Origin of the sequence: Burkholderia sp. WSM2230 (assembly GCF_000472445.1) — a bacterium.
In the GTDB taxonomy this organism is placed as follows: domain Bacteria; phylum Pseudomonadota; class Gammaproteobacteria; order Burkholderiales; family Burkholderiaceae; genus Paraburkholderia.
Genome location: NZ_AXAJ01000020.1, coordinates 69,144 through 85,827, shown reverse-complemented (window position 1 = coordinate 85,827; position 16,684 = coordinate 69,144). Strand labels below are relative to the sequence as shown.

Here is a 16,684-nt window from a genome sequence, read left to right as displayed (position 1 = left end):
GCACGGCTCGTCTCCGGCGGACGGCACGCGACAACCACACTACGTCGCGTGCACGGCAGCACAACGCAAAACGCTCAGCTCATGCTGAGCGGATTCACACGCCAGATCTCGCGGGCATATTCGGCAATGGTTCGATCCGACGAAAACTGCCCCATGCCCGCCACATTTTCAATCGCGCTTTCGGCCCACGCGCGCTTGTCGACGAAACGCGCGTCCACTTCATTCTGCGCCTTCGCAAACGCAGCGAAATCGGCGAGTACCATGTAGTGATCGCCCCAGTCCACCAGCGTGTGGAAAATATCCGAGAAGCGCAGCGGATCGTCTGGCGAGAAGTAGCCGCCGCGAATCTGGTCGAGCGCCATGCGCAGCTCGGCGTTCTCCTCGTACACTTGCCGCGGCCTGTAGCCGGTCGCGCGCAGGTTGTCGACTTCATCTGCTGTGTGTCCGAAGATGAAGATATTTTCGCGCCCCACGGCATCGCAGATTTCAATGTTCGCGCCGTCCATCGTGCCGATGGTCAACGCGCCGTTGAGCGCAAGCTTCATGTTGCCGGTGCCGGATGCTTCGGTGCCGGCCATCGAAATCTGCTCGGACAGATCGGCAGCGGGAATGATCAGCTCGGCCACGCTCACGCCGTAGTTGGGCACGAACACCACTTTCAGGCGGTCGCCGATCAGCGGATCGTGATTGACTTTCTGGCTCACATCGCCGATCAGCTTGATGATCGTCTTAGCCATCCGGTAAGCGGAGGCAGCCTTGCCTGCGAACATCACGACGCGCGGCACCCAATCGCGCTCAGGGTTCGCGCGAATCTGGTTGTAGCGCACGATCACATGCAGCACGTTCAGCAACTGCCGCTTGTATTCGTGGATGCGCTTCACCTGCAGGTCGAACAGCGCGTCGGGATTGAAATGCAGCTTGGTGTGATGCGCGAGCCGCTGCACGAGCCGCAGCTTGTTGTTGCGCTTCGCCTGGCGGAATGCCTCGACGAAACTGCTGTCGCTGCGCAGTTCGCGCAACTGCTCGAGTTCAAACAGATTGCTGCGCCAGTGCGTGCCGATCCGCTGATCGATCAGCGAAGACAGCGACGGGCTCGCCTGCGAAAGCCAGCGCCGCGGCGTAATGCCGTTGGTCACGTTGGTGAAGCGGTCCGGATAGATGCGCGCGAAGTCGGCGAAGATGTCGCGAGTCATGAGTTGCGAATGCAGCTTGGAGACGCCGTTCACTTTGTGGCTCGCGACAATCGCCAGATACGCCATGCGCACGCGCCGCTGCCCATATTCGTCGACGAGCGAAATGCGGCGGATCATCTCGCCGTCGTGGCCCGACTGCTCGCTCACATGCTTGAGAAAGCCCGCATTGATCTCGAAGATAATCTCCAGATGCCGCGGCAAGAGCCGCGACAGCATCTCCACGTCCCACGTTTCTAACGCTTCGGGCATCAGCGTGTGGTTCGTGTACGAGAAAATTTGCGTGACGTGTTTCCATGCCTTGTCCCACGGCAGATGATGCACGTCGACGAGCAAACGCATCAGTTCCGGAATGGCCAGCACCGGGTGCGTGTCGTTCAAATGCACCGCGACCTTTTCGGAGAAACGCCCAAACGTGCTGTGCGTGCGCTGATAGCGGCGAATAAGATCCTGCATGGTCGCTGAAACAAAGAAGTACTCCTGACGCAGACGCAGTTCGCGGCCGGCCGGCGTGGAGTCGTCGGGATACAGCAGCCGCGACACGTTCTCCGACATGTTCTTCGTATCCACGGCGTTACGATAGTCGCCGCGGTTGAACGCGCCGAGGTCGAGCTCGTCGGTGGCACGCGCGGACCACAGGCGCAGCGTGTTGGTCGCGTCGGTCGCGTAGCCCGGAATGACCGTGTCGTACGCGGTGGCGTTCACATGCTCGGTGTCGATCCATTCGACCTGATCGCCGCGCTGCACGGTGCGTCCGCCGAAATGCACCGTGTACTTGATCTCGGGCCGCGGAAACTCCCACGGATTGCCCGCGCGCAGCCAGTAATCCGGCGCCTCGACCTGCTCGCCGTCGACGATCTCCTGCCGGAACATGCCGTATTCGTAGCGGATACCATAGCCAAACCCGGGAATGCCGAGCGTAGCCATCGAGTCGAGAAAACACGCGGCCAGCCGGCCGAGGCCGCCATTGCCGAGCGCGGCGTCGGGCTCGATGTCGATCAGTGCGTCCATGTCGACGCCGAGACTCGCGAGCGCTTCCTTCATCTGATCGTGAATGCCGAGCGCGAGCAATGCGTTCGTAAAGGTCCGGCCGATCAGGAATTCCATCGACAGGTAGTAGACGCGCTTGACGTCCTGTTCGTATTGCAGGCGCGTGGTTTTCATCCAGCGCGCGACGAGCCGGTCGCGCACGGCAAGCGCCGCGGCGTGCAGCCAGTCATGTGGATGCGCAGTGACGGCATCTTTGCCGACGCCGTACATCATGCGGTTTGAAATTGAGCGCCGTAGCGCGTCGACGGTACTGTTGAGCTGGTCGAATTCCAGATCGACGGCTGTCATCGAAGCCTCCGGGAAAAAACGCCGCAGCATGCGCGAACCGCACAGATGACGGACGGGAGGCGCGTGCCGGTCAGGCGGGTTAAAAGACAGAGTAGGACATTTTACGACTCCCGGATGTCGGCGAGCGCGGGTGCTCCTCACGCACGTGCCATGCCCGGCTGTGTCAACGCACACTGGTGACTGAGCCGGCCAAAGCGCACGCGCGCGGTGCAAGGCACGCGTACGCCGGCACTGCGCGCGTGCATCAAACTCTGATCGCGAGGCATGCCAAAGTGTGAAGACGGCCAACGCGTGCGTGACATCATGCGACGCGAATCGCGTGACACCACGATTATTTTTTCGACCGATGACGCGCGGATGACCACTCAATGTGATTGCATCGGGGACCTCATCTGCCAGGCGATGGGCGCTTCTAGCGAGCGGCCGTGCCGACGCGCTGCACTGCGCTCTACGTGAGCGACCACGCCCACCCATTCGGGCACGCGCGGCGGGGCTGACAGTTAGTTGCGTATGCATATGATTTTCATACTGCTTACAACCGGTGCGCTGCGCTGCACGTTTTCTGCGTCTCTGTAACAATCGCTTCATTCGCCGCGCGGCGACCGTGGGCGCATGCCTGAGCGGCCCGCGCTCCTACTGTTCACACCCGCTTGCCGCTCGCGCGCCGCATCGCCGATGATCATGCGGCGCGTCGCCATGCATTTACCGACGAGCCACGCCTTGTCCGAACGACTCAGCACCGCAGCGCCGCCCTTCCCCGCGGACGTCCCGATGTCCGCCGCCAACCGCCGCGCGATGGTGGCGATCATGCTCGCGGTGGCGCTCGCCACGCTCGACACCGCGATCGCCAACACCGCGCTGCCGGCCATCGCGGCTGATCTGCACGCAGCGCCCGCGGCGTCGGTGTGGATCATCAACGCATATCAGCTCGCGATGGTCGCCACACTGCTGCCGCTCGCGGCGCTCGGCGACATCGTCGGGCATCGGCGCATCTATATCGGCGGGATCGCGCTGTTTACGCTGGCTTCACTCGCGTGCGCCATAGCGCCCACTCTGCCCATGCTCGCCGGCGCGCGCGTGCTGCAGGGCCTCGGCGCGAGCGCCATCATGAGCGTGAACACCGCGCTGATCCGCTTCCTCTATCCGCCGCACCGGCTCGGGCGCGGCCTCGGCACGAATGCGCTGATCGTCGGCGTGTCGTTCGCGGTGGGACCGACGGTCGCCTCGCTAATCCTCTCGGTTGCGTCGTGGCCGTGGCTGTTTGCGGTCAACGTGCCGCTCGGCGTGCTCGCGCTGACGTTTGCGTGGCCGGCGCTGCCGCACACCGAGCGCGGCACGCACAACTTCGATCCGGTCGCGGCGCTGCTCAACGTGGTGACGTTTGCCGCGCTAATCTTTGCGCTCGGCGAAGCGGCGCAGCGCGCGTCGACTCAACTGGTGCTGGGCGCCGCGTCGGTCGCCGTGATCTTCGGCGTGCTGCTGATTCGCCGCGAGGCCGGCCACCCCGCGCCGATGCTTCCCGTCGATCTGTTCAAGCGGCCGGTGTTCGCGCTTTCTGCGTTGACCGCCGTCTGTTCGTTCGCCGCGCAAGGGCTTGCGTTTGTATCGCTGCCGTTTTATTTCGAGGATGTGCTGCATCGCAGCCAGGTCGAGACCGGCTTTCTGATGACGCCATGGCCGGTGGTGGTCGCGTTGGCCGCGCCGCTCGCGGGTGGTCTGTCGGACCGCTATCCGCCGGGTCTGCTCGGCGCGGTCGGGCTCGCGGTGATGTCGGCGGGCATGGCTTCGCTTGCGCTATTGCCGGTGCATCCGCATGTGCTGGATATCGGCATCCGCATGGCGATCTGCGGCGCGGGTTTCGGCTTTTTTCAGTCACCGAATCTGAAAGCGCTGATGGCCAGCGCGCCGCCCGAGCGCAGCGGCGGCGCGAGCGGCATTGTCGCGACTGCCCGGCTGCTCGGGCAGACCACGGGCGCGGCGCTGGTCGCGCTGAGCTTCGGGATTGCGGGCCGGCATGGACCGACGCTCGCGCTTGGCGCCGGCGCTTTCTTTGCCGGCGCAGCGAGTCTTGCGAGCGGTCTGCGGCTTCTCGCGCCGTCGCATCGCGCGGGCGTGCATGCGAAGGCGTCGGAGAAATAGAAAAAGCGCGCGCTGTTTCGCCGCGCGCGCGGCTCACCTTCAGTGCGCGGCGAAATACCCCTTCACCGCCGCGATGAACGTGTCGATGTCTGCGCGCGATACATCCTTGTGCGTGACGAAGCGCGAGGCGTACAGCATCTGCGTGAGAATGCCACGCTCCTTGAGCCACGCCTCGAGCGGCGCGCAGTGCTGCTGCGGGAATTGCGCGAACACCATGTTGGTCGCGACGGACTGCACCTTGACCTGATTGATGGCTTCGAGCCCCGCTGCCAGATGCGCGGCGTTCGCGTGGTCGTCGGCGAGACGCTCGACATTGTGGTCCAGTGCGTAGAGGCAGGCTGCGGCCAGCACGCCCGCCTGACGCATGCCGCCGCCGAGCACCTTGCGCCAGCGGTGCGCGAGCTCGATCAACGCGCGGCTGCCGACCAGCACCGAGCCGACCGGCGCGCCAAGCCCTTTCGAAAAGCAGATGGAGACGGAATCGAACGGCTCGCACAGCGCCGCGACGGGCTTGCCCGACGCCACCGCCGCATTAAAGACGCGCGCGCCGTCGAGGTGAACCGACAAGCCGCGTTCGCGCGCAAGCTGAACGGCCTCGCCGACATAGCTCTCCGGCAGCACCTTTCCGCCGATAGTGTTCTCCAGCGCCAGCAGCCGCGTGCGCGCGAAGTGGTTGTCGATTGGCTTGATGGCGGCCGCGATTTTCTCTAGCGGAATGGAACCGTCTGGCGCGTTTTCGAGCGGCTGCGGCTGGATGCTGCCGAGCACCGCCGCGCCCCCGCCTTCGTACTTGTAGGTGTGCGCCAACTGGCCGACGATGTATTCGTCGCCGCGCGCACAATGCGCCATCAAGGCCGCGAGGTTGCTCTGTGTGCCGCTCGGGAAGAACAGGCCGGCTTCCTTGCCGGTGCGTTCGGCAAGCGTCGCTTGCAGGCGCAGCACGGTGGGGTCGTCGCCCCAGACGTCGTCGCCTGTTTCGGCGGCCGACATGGCCGCGAGCATCGCCGGAGTCGGACGGGTTACGGTATCGCTGCGCAGATCGATCATTGTGTGTCCCAGTGCGTCTTTCGAGTGAGAAGCCATGCCGGCGGGCCGGCGCGCCGCTCGCCAGGGCGGGGGCAACGGAACAAGCGCCGGCTCGTGAGCCACACAGTGTATTCAATTTGCGCGGCGCCCGCCGGGCGCGTGAGTGGGCTGCGAACCAGCGGGGCTTACCGACCGGCGTGAGCGCGCTTTGGGACAGCCGGGTTCAACCGCCCGGCCGCGGCAGCCACCCCAGCGGATCAACCGGCTGGCCATTCTGCCGCACCTCGAACTGGATCGAGCCGACGCCGCGGCCATCCACGCCGACCTCGCCGATGGTCTGCCCTTGCGCGACGGCATCGCCTTCCTTCACAAGCAGCGTGCTGTTCTGCCCGTATGCGGTGATGAGCGAGTCGTCGTGTTTGATGATGATGAGCGGCCCATACGCCTCGATGCCCGAGCCCGCGTACACCACGCGACCGGTGGCGGCGGCCTTGACCGGATCGCCGGGACGTCCGCCGATCACGATGCCGTTCGACCGGCCCGCCGCAAACGTCTTCAGGATCGGCCCGCGCAACGGCCATTGCAGCACGCCTTGTTGCGGGACGGCCGCCGCTGCCGGCGCGGCCGGCGCCGTCTGGCCGCCGGTCGCGGCGCCTGGGTTGGGCACGACGCTCGTGGGCGGCGTCACGATGCTGCCCGAGGCCATTGGCGGAGCGACGCGCAGCACCTGGCCGGGCGCGACGGCCGCATTCACCGGCAGGCCGTTCCATGTGGCGAGGTCCTGCGGCCGATGGCCATATGCCGATGCAATGCCGGCCAGCGAATCGCCAGGATTGACGCGATAGAAACCGGCCGGCACCGGCACTGTGCTGAGCGTTGTCGGCCGCGACTGCGTGTTGCCGTAGAACGGCGTGTTGTCCCAAGGCATGCTGGTGCAGCCGTTGAGTATCACGCAGAGCGCGGCGGCCGCCAGCAGACGCGTTGCAACCGATGGAGTCCCCGCCCATTGCCATGGTCTCGTCATGTGATTTCCCTCGACACTTTTTGATTCAGTCTTGCGATTCGATCGACCTCAATCGATGCCTTAGCATTTGCCGTGCCCTGGCGGCCGCGACAGCAGGCGCCGCGCTCAGACGCTGCCCTCGGCCTCGACCACCAGAATGCGCGCCGCGCCGAGCGGATGTGCGACATGCTCGGTGCCCACCGACGCATAGAACACGTCGCCGGTTTCCAGAATCGCCGCGTGCTCGACGCCGTCTTCGCGATAACGCATCTCGACGCGGCCATCCAGCACGGCAAAGACTTCTTCGCCGTCGTTGACGTGCCACTTGTACGGTTGATCGGTCCAATGCAGACGCGTGGTGATGCCGCCCATATTGGCGATGTCGAGCGCGCCCCAGGCGCGCGTCGCGGTGAAGCTCCTGCTGCGTATGATCTTCATGGTCCCCAAGGCACCCGGTAAAGACCGCGCCGTGCAGCGCTGGCCGCTGTTTGAGCCTGACCCGGCGGCCGCCGAAGGCTGCGCGCGCCACAGTTTCGAACGGCCATTATAAGTCGCGCGGCCCGCCCGCCAGGCGCCTCGGGGGCGCGCGGGCGAATTGGTGTGACCATTGAATCCTTGTGGCCCTCACCTATACTCAACCTTGCTGCGCCCGGGCGGCGCGGACCCAAACTACCGGATCCCGCAAGGAGTTGACGATGAACAAAGCCACCTTTCTGGCCGTGCAACTCAATGTCGACGAGGTCGCCGCGTCCCCGGGACTGGTCGAATTGCTGAACAACCATCTGATTTTCGCAGCCGACGTCGCCGAAGCCGCCGACGCGCTCGTGCAACTGGCGAGCATCGTCGGACTCGCGAGCGGCGTGGAAGCACGCGTCGAGATTCCCGCGCTCGCAATCGAGCGGTTGCGCGAGGCGCTCGACAACCTGAGCGGCTACGACGAATCCTGGCTGCTCGCGCTGGAACCGAGCCGCGCGCTATTCGACGACATCGCCCGGCAGCGCACGCTGCATTGAGGCTGCGCTCGCGGATGACATCCGCCTCGCTGCGCAGCCGGGCGTGGCCGATGGAAGCGTTTATCCACAGGTACACGCCACTGAGCCTTCGCTTTTCGCTCACCGCCCAAGCCACCAGTTAGCCGGAATGCCTGATTGCCGGCGTCGTCTGGTCCTTTCGGGCGAGTCAACTGGAGGAACCGCCGTGAAAAGTCTCCTGAACCGCCGTAGCGTGCTGACCGGTCCATCGCATGTCGTGCGGATGGCGCAGAACCATGCCGCCGCATCCGATTCGTCCACGGACGCTGATGCGGACGCCGAAGTGTCGCGCGGCCTGGCGTCCGGGGTTGCGTCGAGCTCTGCGTCGAATGCTGGGCCGGACCTTGGAGCCGACATTGGCGCAAATCTCGGGCCGGATGCCGCTTCCGACGCCGCAAGCGCCGCGGTAGCGCGTCACGCCCCGCGCCCGGTGCTGACTCTGCGGCCCGTGCAGGCGGTGCCGTCGCAGGTCAGCGCGCGCGGCGTGCAGATCGCCAATACCGCCGAAGTCGAATGGCTCGCGGAAGAAGAAGCGCTCACGCCGTTCCGGGTGTTCCGCAGCTTCGCATACTCGGTCAGCCTGCTGTTTCACGCTAAGGAGCTGGTGTATTACGTCGCGCTGTATCAGGAAGGCGCGCTATGGCGCGCGCTGAAAGCCGCAGATCTCGAAGCCGCCGAAGCCGCCTTCCGTCATTTCGAGGACCAGGCCACGCGCCTGTCCGACTGCGAAACCCGCCGTGCGCAGCTGGAGGCGCAGAACGAGCAGTTGGCCCGCATGATCGCGCGCTCTGAAGCCGAAGCGGAAAGGCTGCGCAGCGATCTGCAGCGGCGCAGCGCACAGGAGCAGGCGGCCTCGAACCGGCAGCATCAGGTGCGCAAGGAGGTGTCGCAACTCGAGGCGCAGCGCGTGACCGCGCAGGCGCATTTGAACAAGGCGCACCGACAGATGCAGCAGCTCAAGATGACGAGCAACGAAGCCATTCCGCACTTGCCGAGTCGTTGACGGGTGGATCGCGCGGTCCAAACGGGCTGGCTTTGCGGCGTAGCCCGTGCTTCGGGCTTCGGGGGTCGGGCTTCGGGCTTCGGGCTTCGGGCTTCGGGCTTCGGGCTTCGGGCTTCGGGCTTCGGGCTTCGCCCGCGGCCGCGCGGCGCGGCGCGGCGCGGCGCGGCGCGGCAAGAATGACACTTCGTCGAACCGGTAAACGAGAAAACGCCGCCAGGCGAAAAACCTTGGCGGCGTTCTTTACTTCAGCGCTTGCCTGTCTGCCGGGCGGCGCTTTAACTGCTCGGGCTAACCAGTTGCAGATTAGTTGCCGAAATACACCGAGCTACGGTCGGTCGTGATCGCACGGCCAGCTTGCGAGCTGCCGGCGGTCGGTGCGCCGTAGCCGCTGTCCGCAACTTGAGCCGACGCCTGGGCGGTGCCGTTTTCACCATTGACGCGCGCTTGAGCGGCTTGCAGGTTGCTCGGGTAGTCGGTACGGTCGCTCGCCGGGTTGTAACCTGCCTTTTCGAGCTGGACCAGTTCGGCGCGGACTTGAGCGCGCGTGACCGGCTGGTTCGATTGAGCAAACGAAGCGACCGGAGCGATCAGAGCAGCGGCGACAAGGGCAGCAGAAAAAAGAGTCTTCATGATGTATAACCTCCAGAACTTGTTGTGGTTCGCTTTGGGGCTTGGCTGTCCCTAGCGCTTGAATACAAGTTTAGGAGCGAGAACATCTAGGGGAAACCCCTAAAATGAGGAAACTCTATTCCGCGAATTGCAATAGTCCGGGTCTCAAACCGGGCGTGGCCCTATCGCGCCGATAGATGCTGGCAACAATAGGGCCGCCGCGTTTGAATCGCCGCATGCCCGCGCGCGCCTTCATGCCCGCGCGCAGGCCGGCGCGTTTCAAGCGCTCAAGCCCAGTTCGCGTGGAAACTGCCGGGTTTGTCGGTACGCTCGAACGTATGCGCGCCGAAGAAGTCGCGCTGCGCTTGCACAAGGTTAGCGGGCAGGCGCTCGGAGCGGTAAGCGTCGAAATAAGCCACGGCCGACGCGAAAGCCGGCACCGGCACACCCGCATTGATCGCCGCGACCACCACTTCGCGCAACGCTGCCTGGTAGTTGCTGGCGATGTCGCGGAAATACGGGTCCAGCAGCAGATTGGCGATCGTCTTGTCTTTCGTGTACGCGTCGGTGATCTTCTGCAGGAAGCGGGCACGGATGATACAGCCGGCGCGGAAAATTTTCGCAATCGTGCCGAAATCCAGGTCCCACTTGTATTCTTCCGACGCCGCGCGCAGTTGCGCGAAACCTTGCGCGTATGAAATGACCTTGCTGAAGTACAACGCGCGGCGCACCGACTCGATGAACGCGTCGCGCTCGGCGCCAGGCGGCTTCGCCGTGGGGCCTTCCAGCACCTTGCTTGCGGCCACGCGCTGATCTTTCAGCGACGACAGCACGCGCGCGAACACGGCTTCGGTAATGAGCGGCAGCGGCGCGCCGAGGTCGAGCGCATTCTGGCTTGTCCACTTGCCGGTGCCCTTCTGCGCCGCGCGATCGAGAATCACGTCGACGAGATCCTTGCCGGTTTCCTCGTCCTTCTTGCCGAAGATTTTCGACGTGATCTCGATCAGATAACTGTCGAGCTCGCCCTGATTCCACTCCGTGTAGACCTTGCCGAGCTCTTCATTCGACAGGCCCACCACCTGTTTCAGCACCGCATAGCTTTCCGCGATCAACTGCATGTCGCCGTATTCAATACCGTTGTGCACCATCTTCACGAAGTGGCCCGCGCCGTCCGGGCCCATGTAGGCGACGCACGGCTCGCCGTCCGGCGCCTTCGCGGCGATTTCGGTAAGAATCGGCGCGACCAGGTCGTAGGCGTCCCGTTGCCCGCCCGGCATGATGGAAGGCCCTTTGAGCGCGCCTTCCTCGCCGCCCGACACGCCAGTGCCGATGAAATGCAGCCCGGCCTTCGCCAGTTCCTGATTGCGGCGGATGGTGTTGGTGAAATGCGTGTTGCCGCCGTCGATGAGAATGTCGCCCTTCTCCAGCAGCGGCTTGAGCGATGCGATGGTGGCGTCGGTCGGCTCGCCTGCCTTCACCATGAGCAGAATGCGGCGCGGTTTTTCGAGCGATTCGACGAACTCTTCCAGCGTGAACGCCGGCACCAGCTTCCTGTCCGGATATTCGGCGATGAGTTCGTCGGTCTTTTCGCGGCTACGGTTGTAGACCGACACCGCGTGGCCGCGGCTCTCGATGTTGAGCGCCAGATTGCGGCCCATGACCGCTAGCCCCACCACGCCGATTGCCTGTTTGCCCATGTGAATTCTCCAGTGTCCAAAAGTGTCGAGACGCCGCGCCGGAAGGAACCTCGGCCGGACGTCGAGGGTGAAAGCATAAAAGAAATGCCGGTTTGCCGCTTGTTATCGGGCAAGCGACGCCGCTTTCGCTTCTTGGCGCGCTGTCACGGTGCGTCGCCGGCTGGCGCGTGCTTCCTGAATACGAGACTGAAATTGTTAGCCGGCATCGCGACCGGCTCGTCGCACACGAATCCCGCCGATGCCGCGAGCGCCACGACTTCTTCCATGTCGCGCACGCCCCACGATGGATTGCGGCTTCGCAATTGCTGATCGAATGCCGCGTTGCTCGGCGCCGTGTGAGCGCCGCCACGCTTATACGGCCCGTACAGAAACAGTACACCGCCGTCGCGCAAATGGCGGCTCGCGCCGGCAAACAGCGCCTCGGCTGCGCTCCACGGCGCAATGTGGATCATGTTGATGCACACTACCGCGTCGACCACGCCGACCTGCCAGTCCGGCTGATGCACGTCGAGCGCGAGCGGGGCGCGCACGTTCGGCGGGCCGTCGTGCGCGAGCCATGCGGCAATCGACTCGCGCGCCTCCATGTCGGCGTCGCTTGGTTGCCAGTCGAGGCCGGGCAGCGCGCCGGCAAAGCAGACCGCGTGCTGCCCGGTGCCGCTTGCGATTTCCAGTACGCGACCGGTCGCGGGCAGCACGGTGCGCAACACGGCGAGTATCGGCTCGCGGTTGCGTTCGGCGGAGGGCGAATGTTGCCGCATCGACGGAACAGGTTCGGTCATGGTGATGTGTTGGCGTTGGATTGCGTCAGACGCGTTGACTTGCATTGAATCGCGTCGGATCGACTTGCATCGGGAGGGCTCGCCGCTCTCAATCTAGCGCGAGACGGCCAGCAAGAGCGGTCAGCATATCGGCGCATGGCGCCGCAATTTTCAGCGACAGAAGCGGATCGGCGCGCGTGCGTCCCAGGTTGATTGCGGCGACCGGTTTGCGCTGGTTTTGCGCCCACACGCAGAAACGGTAACCCGAGTAGACCATCAGCGAAGAACCGACCACCAGCACGGCGTCCGCGGCATCGAGCGCATGCGAAGCCGCTTCCACGCGCTCGCGCGGCACACTTTCGCCGAAGAACACCACCGCCGGTTTCAGCAGGCCGCCGCAATTCGCGCACGCCGGCACGCGAAACGTTTCGAGCGCGTGCCATTCGAGATGCGCGTCGCCATCGGCGGCGGTTTCGGCGGTGACGTTGAGAAGCGCCGGATTTTCCGCTTCGAGCGTCTGCTGGATCGACGCACGCGAATGCTGCGTTCCGCAATCCAGACAGATGACGCCGTCAATCCCGCCGTGCAATTCGATCACATCGCGGCTGCCCGCGCGCTGATGCAGGCCGTCGACATTTTGCGTGACCAGCGTCGGAGCATGACCGGCGGCTTGAAGACGCGCCAGCGCCGTATGCGCCGCGTTGGGCTGAGCCTGCGCGACGACCGGCCAGCCGACCATGCTGCGCGCCCAGTAACGCCGGCGCATTGCATCGGTGCCGAGAAATTCCTGCAACGTGATGGGCGGCGAGCGCTTCCACTCGCCGTTGTCGTCGCGATAGCCGGGAATGCCGGAGTCCGTGCTGATGCCCGCGCCGGTCAGTACGAAAAGCCGTGGATAGCGCTGCACGAAGTCGTGCAGATCGTCGAGCGTGTGCGATTCATTTGAGGGCTCAGCGGGTTCGACAGATGCGGGTTGAAGGTCGGTCATGGCGGATGAGTGATGGCTGGGCTGCGGCGTGGGCTACGAACGCGCGATGAGGTGTCAGCGACGCTTGCGGGCGTGCGGTTGAGCCGGCGGGGGTTTTTGTGGAGCGGTGTGTTTGGGAGCGGTCTGTGTGCTCCGCTCGCCTCGCACCTGCTGCGTCCCTCCCGTGTGCCCCGCTTGCTCCGCTTGCTCCGCTTGCCCCGTCTTACGCGCTCGCCGCGCTTGCCGCGCTTGCCATTCGGCCAGCGCGATCTCATAGCGCTCGAGCGCCTCGTCATAAAGATCGAATACGCACGGACTGCAGCCGCTATGGCAACAATCGTCGAGATCGGGCTGCACGGGCGGCTGCGGCTTTGGGTCGTCGGCGGATGGGGCTTGGGGCACGGCGGATGATGTCACTTGAACACGCGAAACAGACAGCAAGGCGCGAAGCGCAAACAACAGAACGCACAGCGCCCAGTATAAGTGGATCGCCCGCGCCGCGCTTCGCGCAGGCCGCCGTCAACCGCGTCCCACGAACGGCATCTTGCTCGCCATGATGGTCATGAACTGAACATTCGCCGACAACGGCAACTGCGCCATATACAGCACGGCGTCGGCGACATGGCGGACGTCCATCAACGGTTCGACCGCAATCTCGCCGTTCGCCTGCGGCACGCCGCGCGCCATGCGCTCGGCCATCTCCGTTGCCGCGTTGCCGATGTCGATCTGCCCGCACACAATGTCGTACTTGCGGCCGTCGAGCGACACGGCTTTCGTGAGCCCGGTGATTGCGTGCTTGGTCGCCGTGTAAGCTGCGCTGTTCGGGCGCGGCGCATGTGCCGAAATCGACCCGTTATTGATGATGCGCCCGCCGCGCGGATTCTGGGTTTTCATGAGACCGAACGCGGCGCGCGTACAAAGAAACACGCCCGTGAGATTGGTGTCGACCACCGAGCGCCATTCGTCGATATCCAGTTCGTCGATGTCCACCGGCGAGCCGTTGCGTCCAGCATTGTTGAAGAGCACGTCGAGCCGGCCATAGCGCTCGCGGATCGTGTCGAACAATCCGCCGACGCTCGCCGCGTCCGTCACGTCGCACGGCACGGCCAGCGCCGCGCCGCCGAGTGCGCGCGCCTCTTCGGCCGCAGCTTCGAGCGCTTCAAGGCGGCGGCCCGCCAGCACCACGCTATAGCCATGCTCCGCGAGCCGCAGCGCGCAAGCCCGACCGATGCCGCTGCCCGCACCCGTAACCAATGCCACCTTTCTGATTCCCGTCACCGTCACCGCATGTCTCCTGTTTGCCGGCCACGATAGGGGCCCATGCCTTGCACCATACCGCAGCGCCGGGCTCATCACAAATGCGCGCGGCACGGGCTTTCATGCCGAAGGCCGTGCGCTTTCATTGCCGTTCCTGTCCGCGGTCGCGGCGGCTTATGCATCAATGGTATCGTTCGACGTTGCGTCGGCGCGTTGCGACGGCGCCTTGCGTCGGCGCCTTGCGCACAGCGCCTTCGCGGCGCCCGCCTGATGCGCGCAAAGTATCGAATGCAGGTTGAATGCACGTTTTATGAACCCACTCTTCACTCCCCACCAAGCTCGCCCGGCACCGCTGCGACGCTGGCCGCAAACCGGCTATCCGGCGATGCTCACCGCCACCGCCGCATGGCACGTCCTCGTGCTGGGCGCGTGGCTGCTTTTGCCGCGCGCATGGCCGTGGTGGCTCGCGGCTATCTTCGCCAATCATGCTGTTTTCACCGTGGCGGGCCTGCTGCCGCGCACCTCGCTGCTTGGTCCGAACTGGACGCGCCTGCCCGCCGGCACGCGCAACGCAGACGCCATTGCACTGACCATCGACGATGGTCCCGATCCCGTGGTCACGCCGCAAGTGCTCGATCTGCTCCACGCCCTGGACGTGCGCGCAACCTTCTTCTGCATTGGAGAAAAGGCGCGGCGTTATCCACACCTCGCACGCGAGATCGTTATGCGCGGCCATGCGCTCGAAAATCATTCGCAGGTCCACGTGCACACGTTTTCTGTCACGTTGCCGGGCGCGCTGCGGCGCGAGATCGATGCCGCGCAACGCACGCTCGAAGAACTCAGCGGCGAGCGGCCGATGTTCTTTCGCGCGCCGGCCGGCCTGCGCAATATCTTCCTCGAACCGGTGCTGCGCAAACTCGACCTACGGCTTGCCGCATGGACGCGGCGCGGCTACGACACGCGCGAGCGCAATCCCGACGTCGTCGCGCGCCGTCTGCTCGACGGTCTCGCGGCGCGGGACATTCTGCTTCTGCACGACGGCAACGCCGCGCTCACCGTCGACGGCAAACCGCTGATTCTTGCCGTGCTGCCGCGTGTCGTCGAAGCGGCTCGCCGGCACAATCTGCGCTTCGTCACGCTGCGCGAGGCGCGCGTCGACGGTTGAGACCGTTTGCCCCGGAAAGGTCACATGCGGAAGTCCGCCGCCATATCCTCGTCGGAGCGCGCTTCCAGCACGCCGCTGCGGCATGCCTTGATGAAGGCGTCGTAGTCGCGCTCCACCTGATCCGCGTAACTCGCAGCGTAAGTGGTGAGCGCTTCGGCGAATTGATCGCCGCGTCCGATATAGGCGCTAACTTCGACCGCCTGGCCACTTGCCTTTGCATGGGCCCGCGCCATCACCCAGCCGCACAGTTGCGCATAGCCGGTCAGCAGGTCGGCATCGAATAGCTCGATGTTGGCCGACAGCTTCATGTCGCGCAGTTGCCGAAAGTAATAGTGCCGCCCCAGCGGACTCGTCGCCCAGCCGAGAAAAATGTCGCTCGCGGCCTGCAGCATGCGCTGCCCCTCTACGACGCGCTCACCCTGATGCTTGACCGTCTGAGCCTTGCAATATCGCGCGATGACCGACGGCCTTGCTTCCTTCATCTGCAGAAAGAGCGGCTTGCCCATGTGATCGACGAGCAGCACGGCCATGCAGCGTGTGCCGACGCTGCCCACACCCACCACTTTGAACACGATGTCCTGCACGCTGAAGTGCGCCAGCAGCTCGCGGCGATCGTGCGAGATCGTCTTCGTGTAGTCGCTCCATATGCTGTCCAGCATCTTGCGTCCGTGCGCGCCCTTCAGCACTTCGGTTTCGTCCTCCGTGAAGAGCGTGTTCGCGCCGAGCACGTGAAAGAGCGCGGGCGGCGCATCGCGAATCACCCAGTGATTGCCGTCATGCTCCGCCATTTTTTCGAAGAGACTTTCATGCGTGCGGCTCGCCGCCTTCTCCATGCCGCGACGAACCGCGCGGCGCCGTTCGGGCGTGAGCGCGGTGTCGGCCATGCGGTCGAACGTGATGCGCTCGTACCAGAGTTCGAGCGCGCCGCACTGTGCGTACTGCGCCATGCGGTTGCGATATTCGCCGATCGCGGTCATCACCAGATCTTCCGCGGCGCCGCGGCTTAAGCGCATGTGACGCGCGGCGATCACGAGACTTGCGGCAAGGCGTTTCAGATCCCATTCGAAGGGCCCGACCGACACCTCGTCGAAATCGTTGAGGTCGAACACGAGTTGCCGTTCTGGCGTCGCGAAGCCGCCGAAATTCAGCAGATGCCCATCTCCGCAGATCGGCATGGTCAGGCCCGTGTCGTGAACCTTGCTCAGGTCGTGCGCCTGCAGGATGGCCGTCCCTCGAAAGAACGTGAACGGCGACGCAGCCATGCGCCCATAGCGCAGCGGCACGAGGTTCTGCACACGGTCCTTGCTGCTCTCTTTGAGCAGTTCGATCGGATCGCGCTGCAGTTCCCCGACCGTGCGGTGGCTCGAGCGCTTCGATTTTTCGCGCGCGGCACGGCCACGGGCTTCGCGCTCGGCAATGGTGCTGGCTTTCATGCTCATCTCCGTTCTTGTGAGGTTCGATATCCGTTCGGGAGACCTGACGCGGGTCGCATTGCATGCTA

At 64.7% G+C, this 16,684-nt stretch carries 15 protein-coding genes; 4 read left to right on the top strand and 11 right to left on the bottom strand.

What is annotated here, in order from left to right:
- Window positions 1-74: 74 nt before the first annotated feature.
- Entirely contained in the window at window positions 75-2,528 is a 2,454-nt protein-coding gene (locus A3AC_RS0126925) for a glycogen/starch/alpha-glucan phosphorylase (RefSeq protein ID WP_025602527.1), read from the bottom strand.
- A gap of 771 nt (window positions 2,529-3,299) precedes the next feature.
- On the opposite strand from A3AC_RS0126925, the gene A3AC_RS0126915 reads away from it, so the two are divergent.
- Complete coding sequence (locus tag A3AC_RS0126915) at window positions 3,300-4,667, top strand: MFS transporter (RefSeq protein ID WP_025602526.1); 1,368 nt, start codon at window positions 3,300-3,302, stop codon at window positions 4,665-4,667.
- Window positions 4,668-4,706: 39 nt separating this feature from the next.
- On the opposite strand, the gene ltaE is transcribed toward A3AC_RS0126915, so the two are convergent.
- The 3 genes from ltaE to A3AC_RS0126900 all read right to left on the bottom strand — a co-directional run bounded on the left by ltaE (window position 4,707) and on the right by A3AC_RS0126900 (window position 7,134).
- Window positions 4,707-5,714 (bottom strand): low-specificity L-threonine aldolase, encoded by a 1,008-nt coding sequence (ltaE, locus tag A3AC_RS0126910; RefSeq protein WP_025602525.1) that lies wholly within the window; start codon window positions 5,712-5,714, stop codon window positions 4,707-4,709.
- A gap of 202 nt (window positions 5,715-5,916) precedes the next feature.
- Window positions 5,917-6,717: a peptidoglycan DD-metalloendopeptidase family protein gene (locus tag A3AC_RS0126905; protein ID WP_025602524.1), complete on the bottom strand. Its 801-nt coding sequence runs from the start codon at window positions 6,715-6,717 to the stop codon at window positions 5,917-5,919.
- A 105-nt stretch (window positions 6,718-6,822) separates the two neighbouring features.
- Window positions 6,823-7,134, bottom strand: coding sequence for a cupin domain-containing protein (locus A3AC_RS0126900; protein ID WP_025602523.1), 312 nt, complete (start codon window positions 7,132-7,134; stop codon window positions 6,823-6,825).
- A 257-nt stretch (window positions 7,135-7,391) separates the two neighbouring features.
- Between A3AC_RS0126900 and A3AC_RS0126895 the strand changes: the two genes are divergently transcribed.
- On the top strand, window positions 7,392-7,709 hold the full coding sequence (locus A3AC_RS0126895; protein ID WP_025602522.1) for a hypothetical protein: 318 nt from the start codon (window positions 7,392-7,394) through the stop codon (window positions 7,707-7,709).
- Window positions 7,710-7,893: 184 nt separating this feature from the next.
- A complete protein-coding gene (locus A3AC_RS0126890) occupies window positions 7,894-8,730 on the top strand; it encodes a DUF2968 domain-containing protein (RefSeq protein WP_025602521.1) in 837 nt (278 codons plus the stop codon).
- 303 nt (window positions 8,731-9,033) lie between these two features.
- On the opposite strand, the gene A3AC_RS0126885 is transcribed toward A3AC_RS0126890, so the two are convergent.
- The 6 genes from A3AC_RS0126885 to A3AC_RS0126860 form a co-directional block, all read right to left on the bottom strand.
- A complete protein-coding gene (locus tag A3AC_RS0126885; protein WP_025602520.1) occupies window positions 9,034-9,360 on the bottom strand; it encodes a DUF4148 domain-containing protein in 327 nt (108 codons plus the stop codon).
- Window positions 9,361-9,626: 266 nt separating this feature from the next.
- Window positions 9,627-11,036, bottom strand: coding sequence for an NADP-dependent phosphogluconate dehydrogenase (gndA, locus tag A3AC_RS0126880; protein WP_025602519.1), 1,410 nt, complete (start codon window positions 11,034-11,036; stop codon window positions 9,627-9,629).
- A 143-nt stretch (window positions 11,037-11,179) separates the two neighbouring features.
- Window positions 11,180-11,815, bottom strand: coding sequence for a DUF938 domain-containing protein (locus A3AC_RS0126875; protein WP_025602518.1), 636 nt, complete (start codon window positions 11,813-11,815; stop codon window positions 11,180-11,182).
- 88 nt (window positions 11,816-11,903) lie between these two features.
- On the bottom strand, window positions 11,904-12,782 hold the full coding sequence (locus A3AC_RS0126870) for an NAD-dependent protein deacetylase (RefSeq protein WP_025602517.1): 879 nt from the start codon (window positions 12,780-12,782) through the stop codon (window positions 11,904-11,906).
- A 54-nt stretch (window positions 12,783-12,836) separates the two neighbouring features.
- Window positions 12,837-13,118 carry an oxidoreductase-like domain-containing protein gene (locus tag A3AC_RS30275; protein ID WP_232231991.1) on the bottom strand — a complete coding sequence of 94 codons (282 nt, stop codon included), beginning with the start codon at window positions 13,116-13,118 and terminating at the stop codon, window positions 12,837-12,839.
- Window positions 13,119-13,280: 162 nt separating this feature from the next.
- A complete protein-coding gene (locus A3AC_RS0126860) occupies window positions 13,281-14,045 on the bottom strand; it encodes an SDR family oxidoreductase (protein ID WP_025602515.1) in 765 nt (254 codons plus the stop codon).
- Window positions 14,046-14,328: 283 nt separating this feature from the next.
- On the opposite strand from A3AC_RS0126860, the gene A3AC_RS0126850 reads away from it, so the two are divergent.
- On the top strand, window positions 14,329-15,183 hold the full coding sequence (locus tag A3AC_RS0126850) for a polysaccharide deacetylase family protein (RefSeq protein ID WP_025602514.1): 855 nt from the start codon (window positions 14,329-14,331) through the stop codon (window positions 15,181-15,183).
- A gap of 20 nt (window positions 15,184-15,203) precedes the next feature.
- On the opposite strand, the gene A3AC_RS0126845 is transcribed toward A3AC_RS0126850, so the two are convergent.
- Window positions 15,204-16,616 carry a DUF2252 domain-containing protein gene (locus A3AC_RS0126845; RefSeq protein WP_025602513.1) on the bottom strand — a complete coding sequence of 471 codons (1,413 nt, stop codon included), beginning with the start codon at window positions 16,614-16,616 and terminating at the stop codon, window positions 15,204-15,206.
- Window positions 16,617-16,684 lie beyond the last annotated feature (68 nt).

What these genes read in the sequence shown, in the direction of transcription:
- A3AC_RS0126870 (WP_025602517.1), bottom strand. Translation starts at nt 12,782, where the DNA reads ATGACCGACCTTCAACCCGCATCTGTCGAACCCGCTGAGCCCTCAAAT.
- A3AC_RS0126900 (WP_025602523.1), bottom strand. Translation starts at nt 7,134, where the DNA reads ATGAAGATCATACGCAGCAGGAGCTTCACCGCGACGCGCGCCTGGGGC.
- A3AC_RS0126850 (WP_025602514.1), top strand. Translation starts at nt 14,329, where the DNA reads ATGAACCCACTCTTCACTCCCCACCAAGCTCGCCCGGCACCGCTGCGA.
- A3AC_RS0126905 (WP_025602524.1), bottom strand. Translation starts at nt 6,717, where the DNA reads ATGACGAGACCATGGCAATGGGCGGGGACTCCATCGGTTGCAACGCGT.
- A3AC_RS0126895 (WP_025602522.1), top strand. Translation starts at nt 7,392, where the DNA reads ATGAACAAAGCCACCTTTCTGGCCGTGCAACTCAATGTCGACGAGGTC.
- A3AC_RS0126845 (WP_025602513.1), bottom strand. Translation starts at nt 16,616, where the DNA reads ATGAAAGCCAGCACCATTGCCGAGCGCGAAGCCCGTGGCCGTGCCGCG.
- ltaE (WP_025602525.1), bottom strand. Translation starts at nt 5,714, where the DNA reads ATGATCGATCTGCGCAGCGATACCGTAACCCGTCCGACTCCGGCGATG.
- A3AC_RS0126915 (WP_025602526.1), top strand. Translation starts at nt 3,300, where the DNA reads ATGTCCGCCGCCAACCGCCGCGCGATGGTGGCGATCATGCTCGCGGTG.
- A3AC_RS0126875 (WP_025602518.1), bottom strand. Translation starts at nt 11,815, where the DNA reads ATGACCGAACCTGTTCCGTCGATGCGGCAACATTCGCCCTCCGCCGAA.
- A3AC_RS0126925 (WP_025602527.1), bottom strand. Translation starts at nt 2,528, where the DNA reads ATGACAGCCGTCGATCTGGAATTCGACCAGCTCAACAGTACCGTCGAC.
- A3AC_RS0126885 (WP_025602520.1), bottom strand. Translation starts at nt 9,360, where the DNA reads ATGAAGACTCTTTTTTCTGCTGCCCTTGTCGCCGCTGCTCTGATCGCT.
- gndA (WP_025602519.1), bottom strand. Translation starts at nt 11,036, where the DNA reads ATGGGCAAACAGGCAATCGGCGTGGTGGGGCTAGCGGTCATGGGCCGC.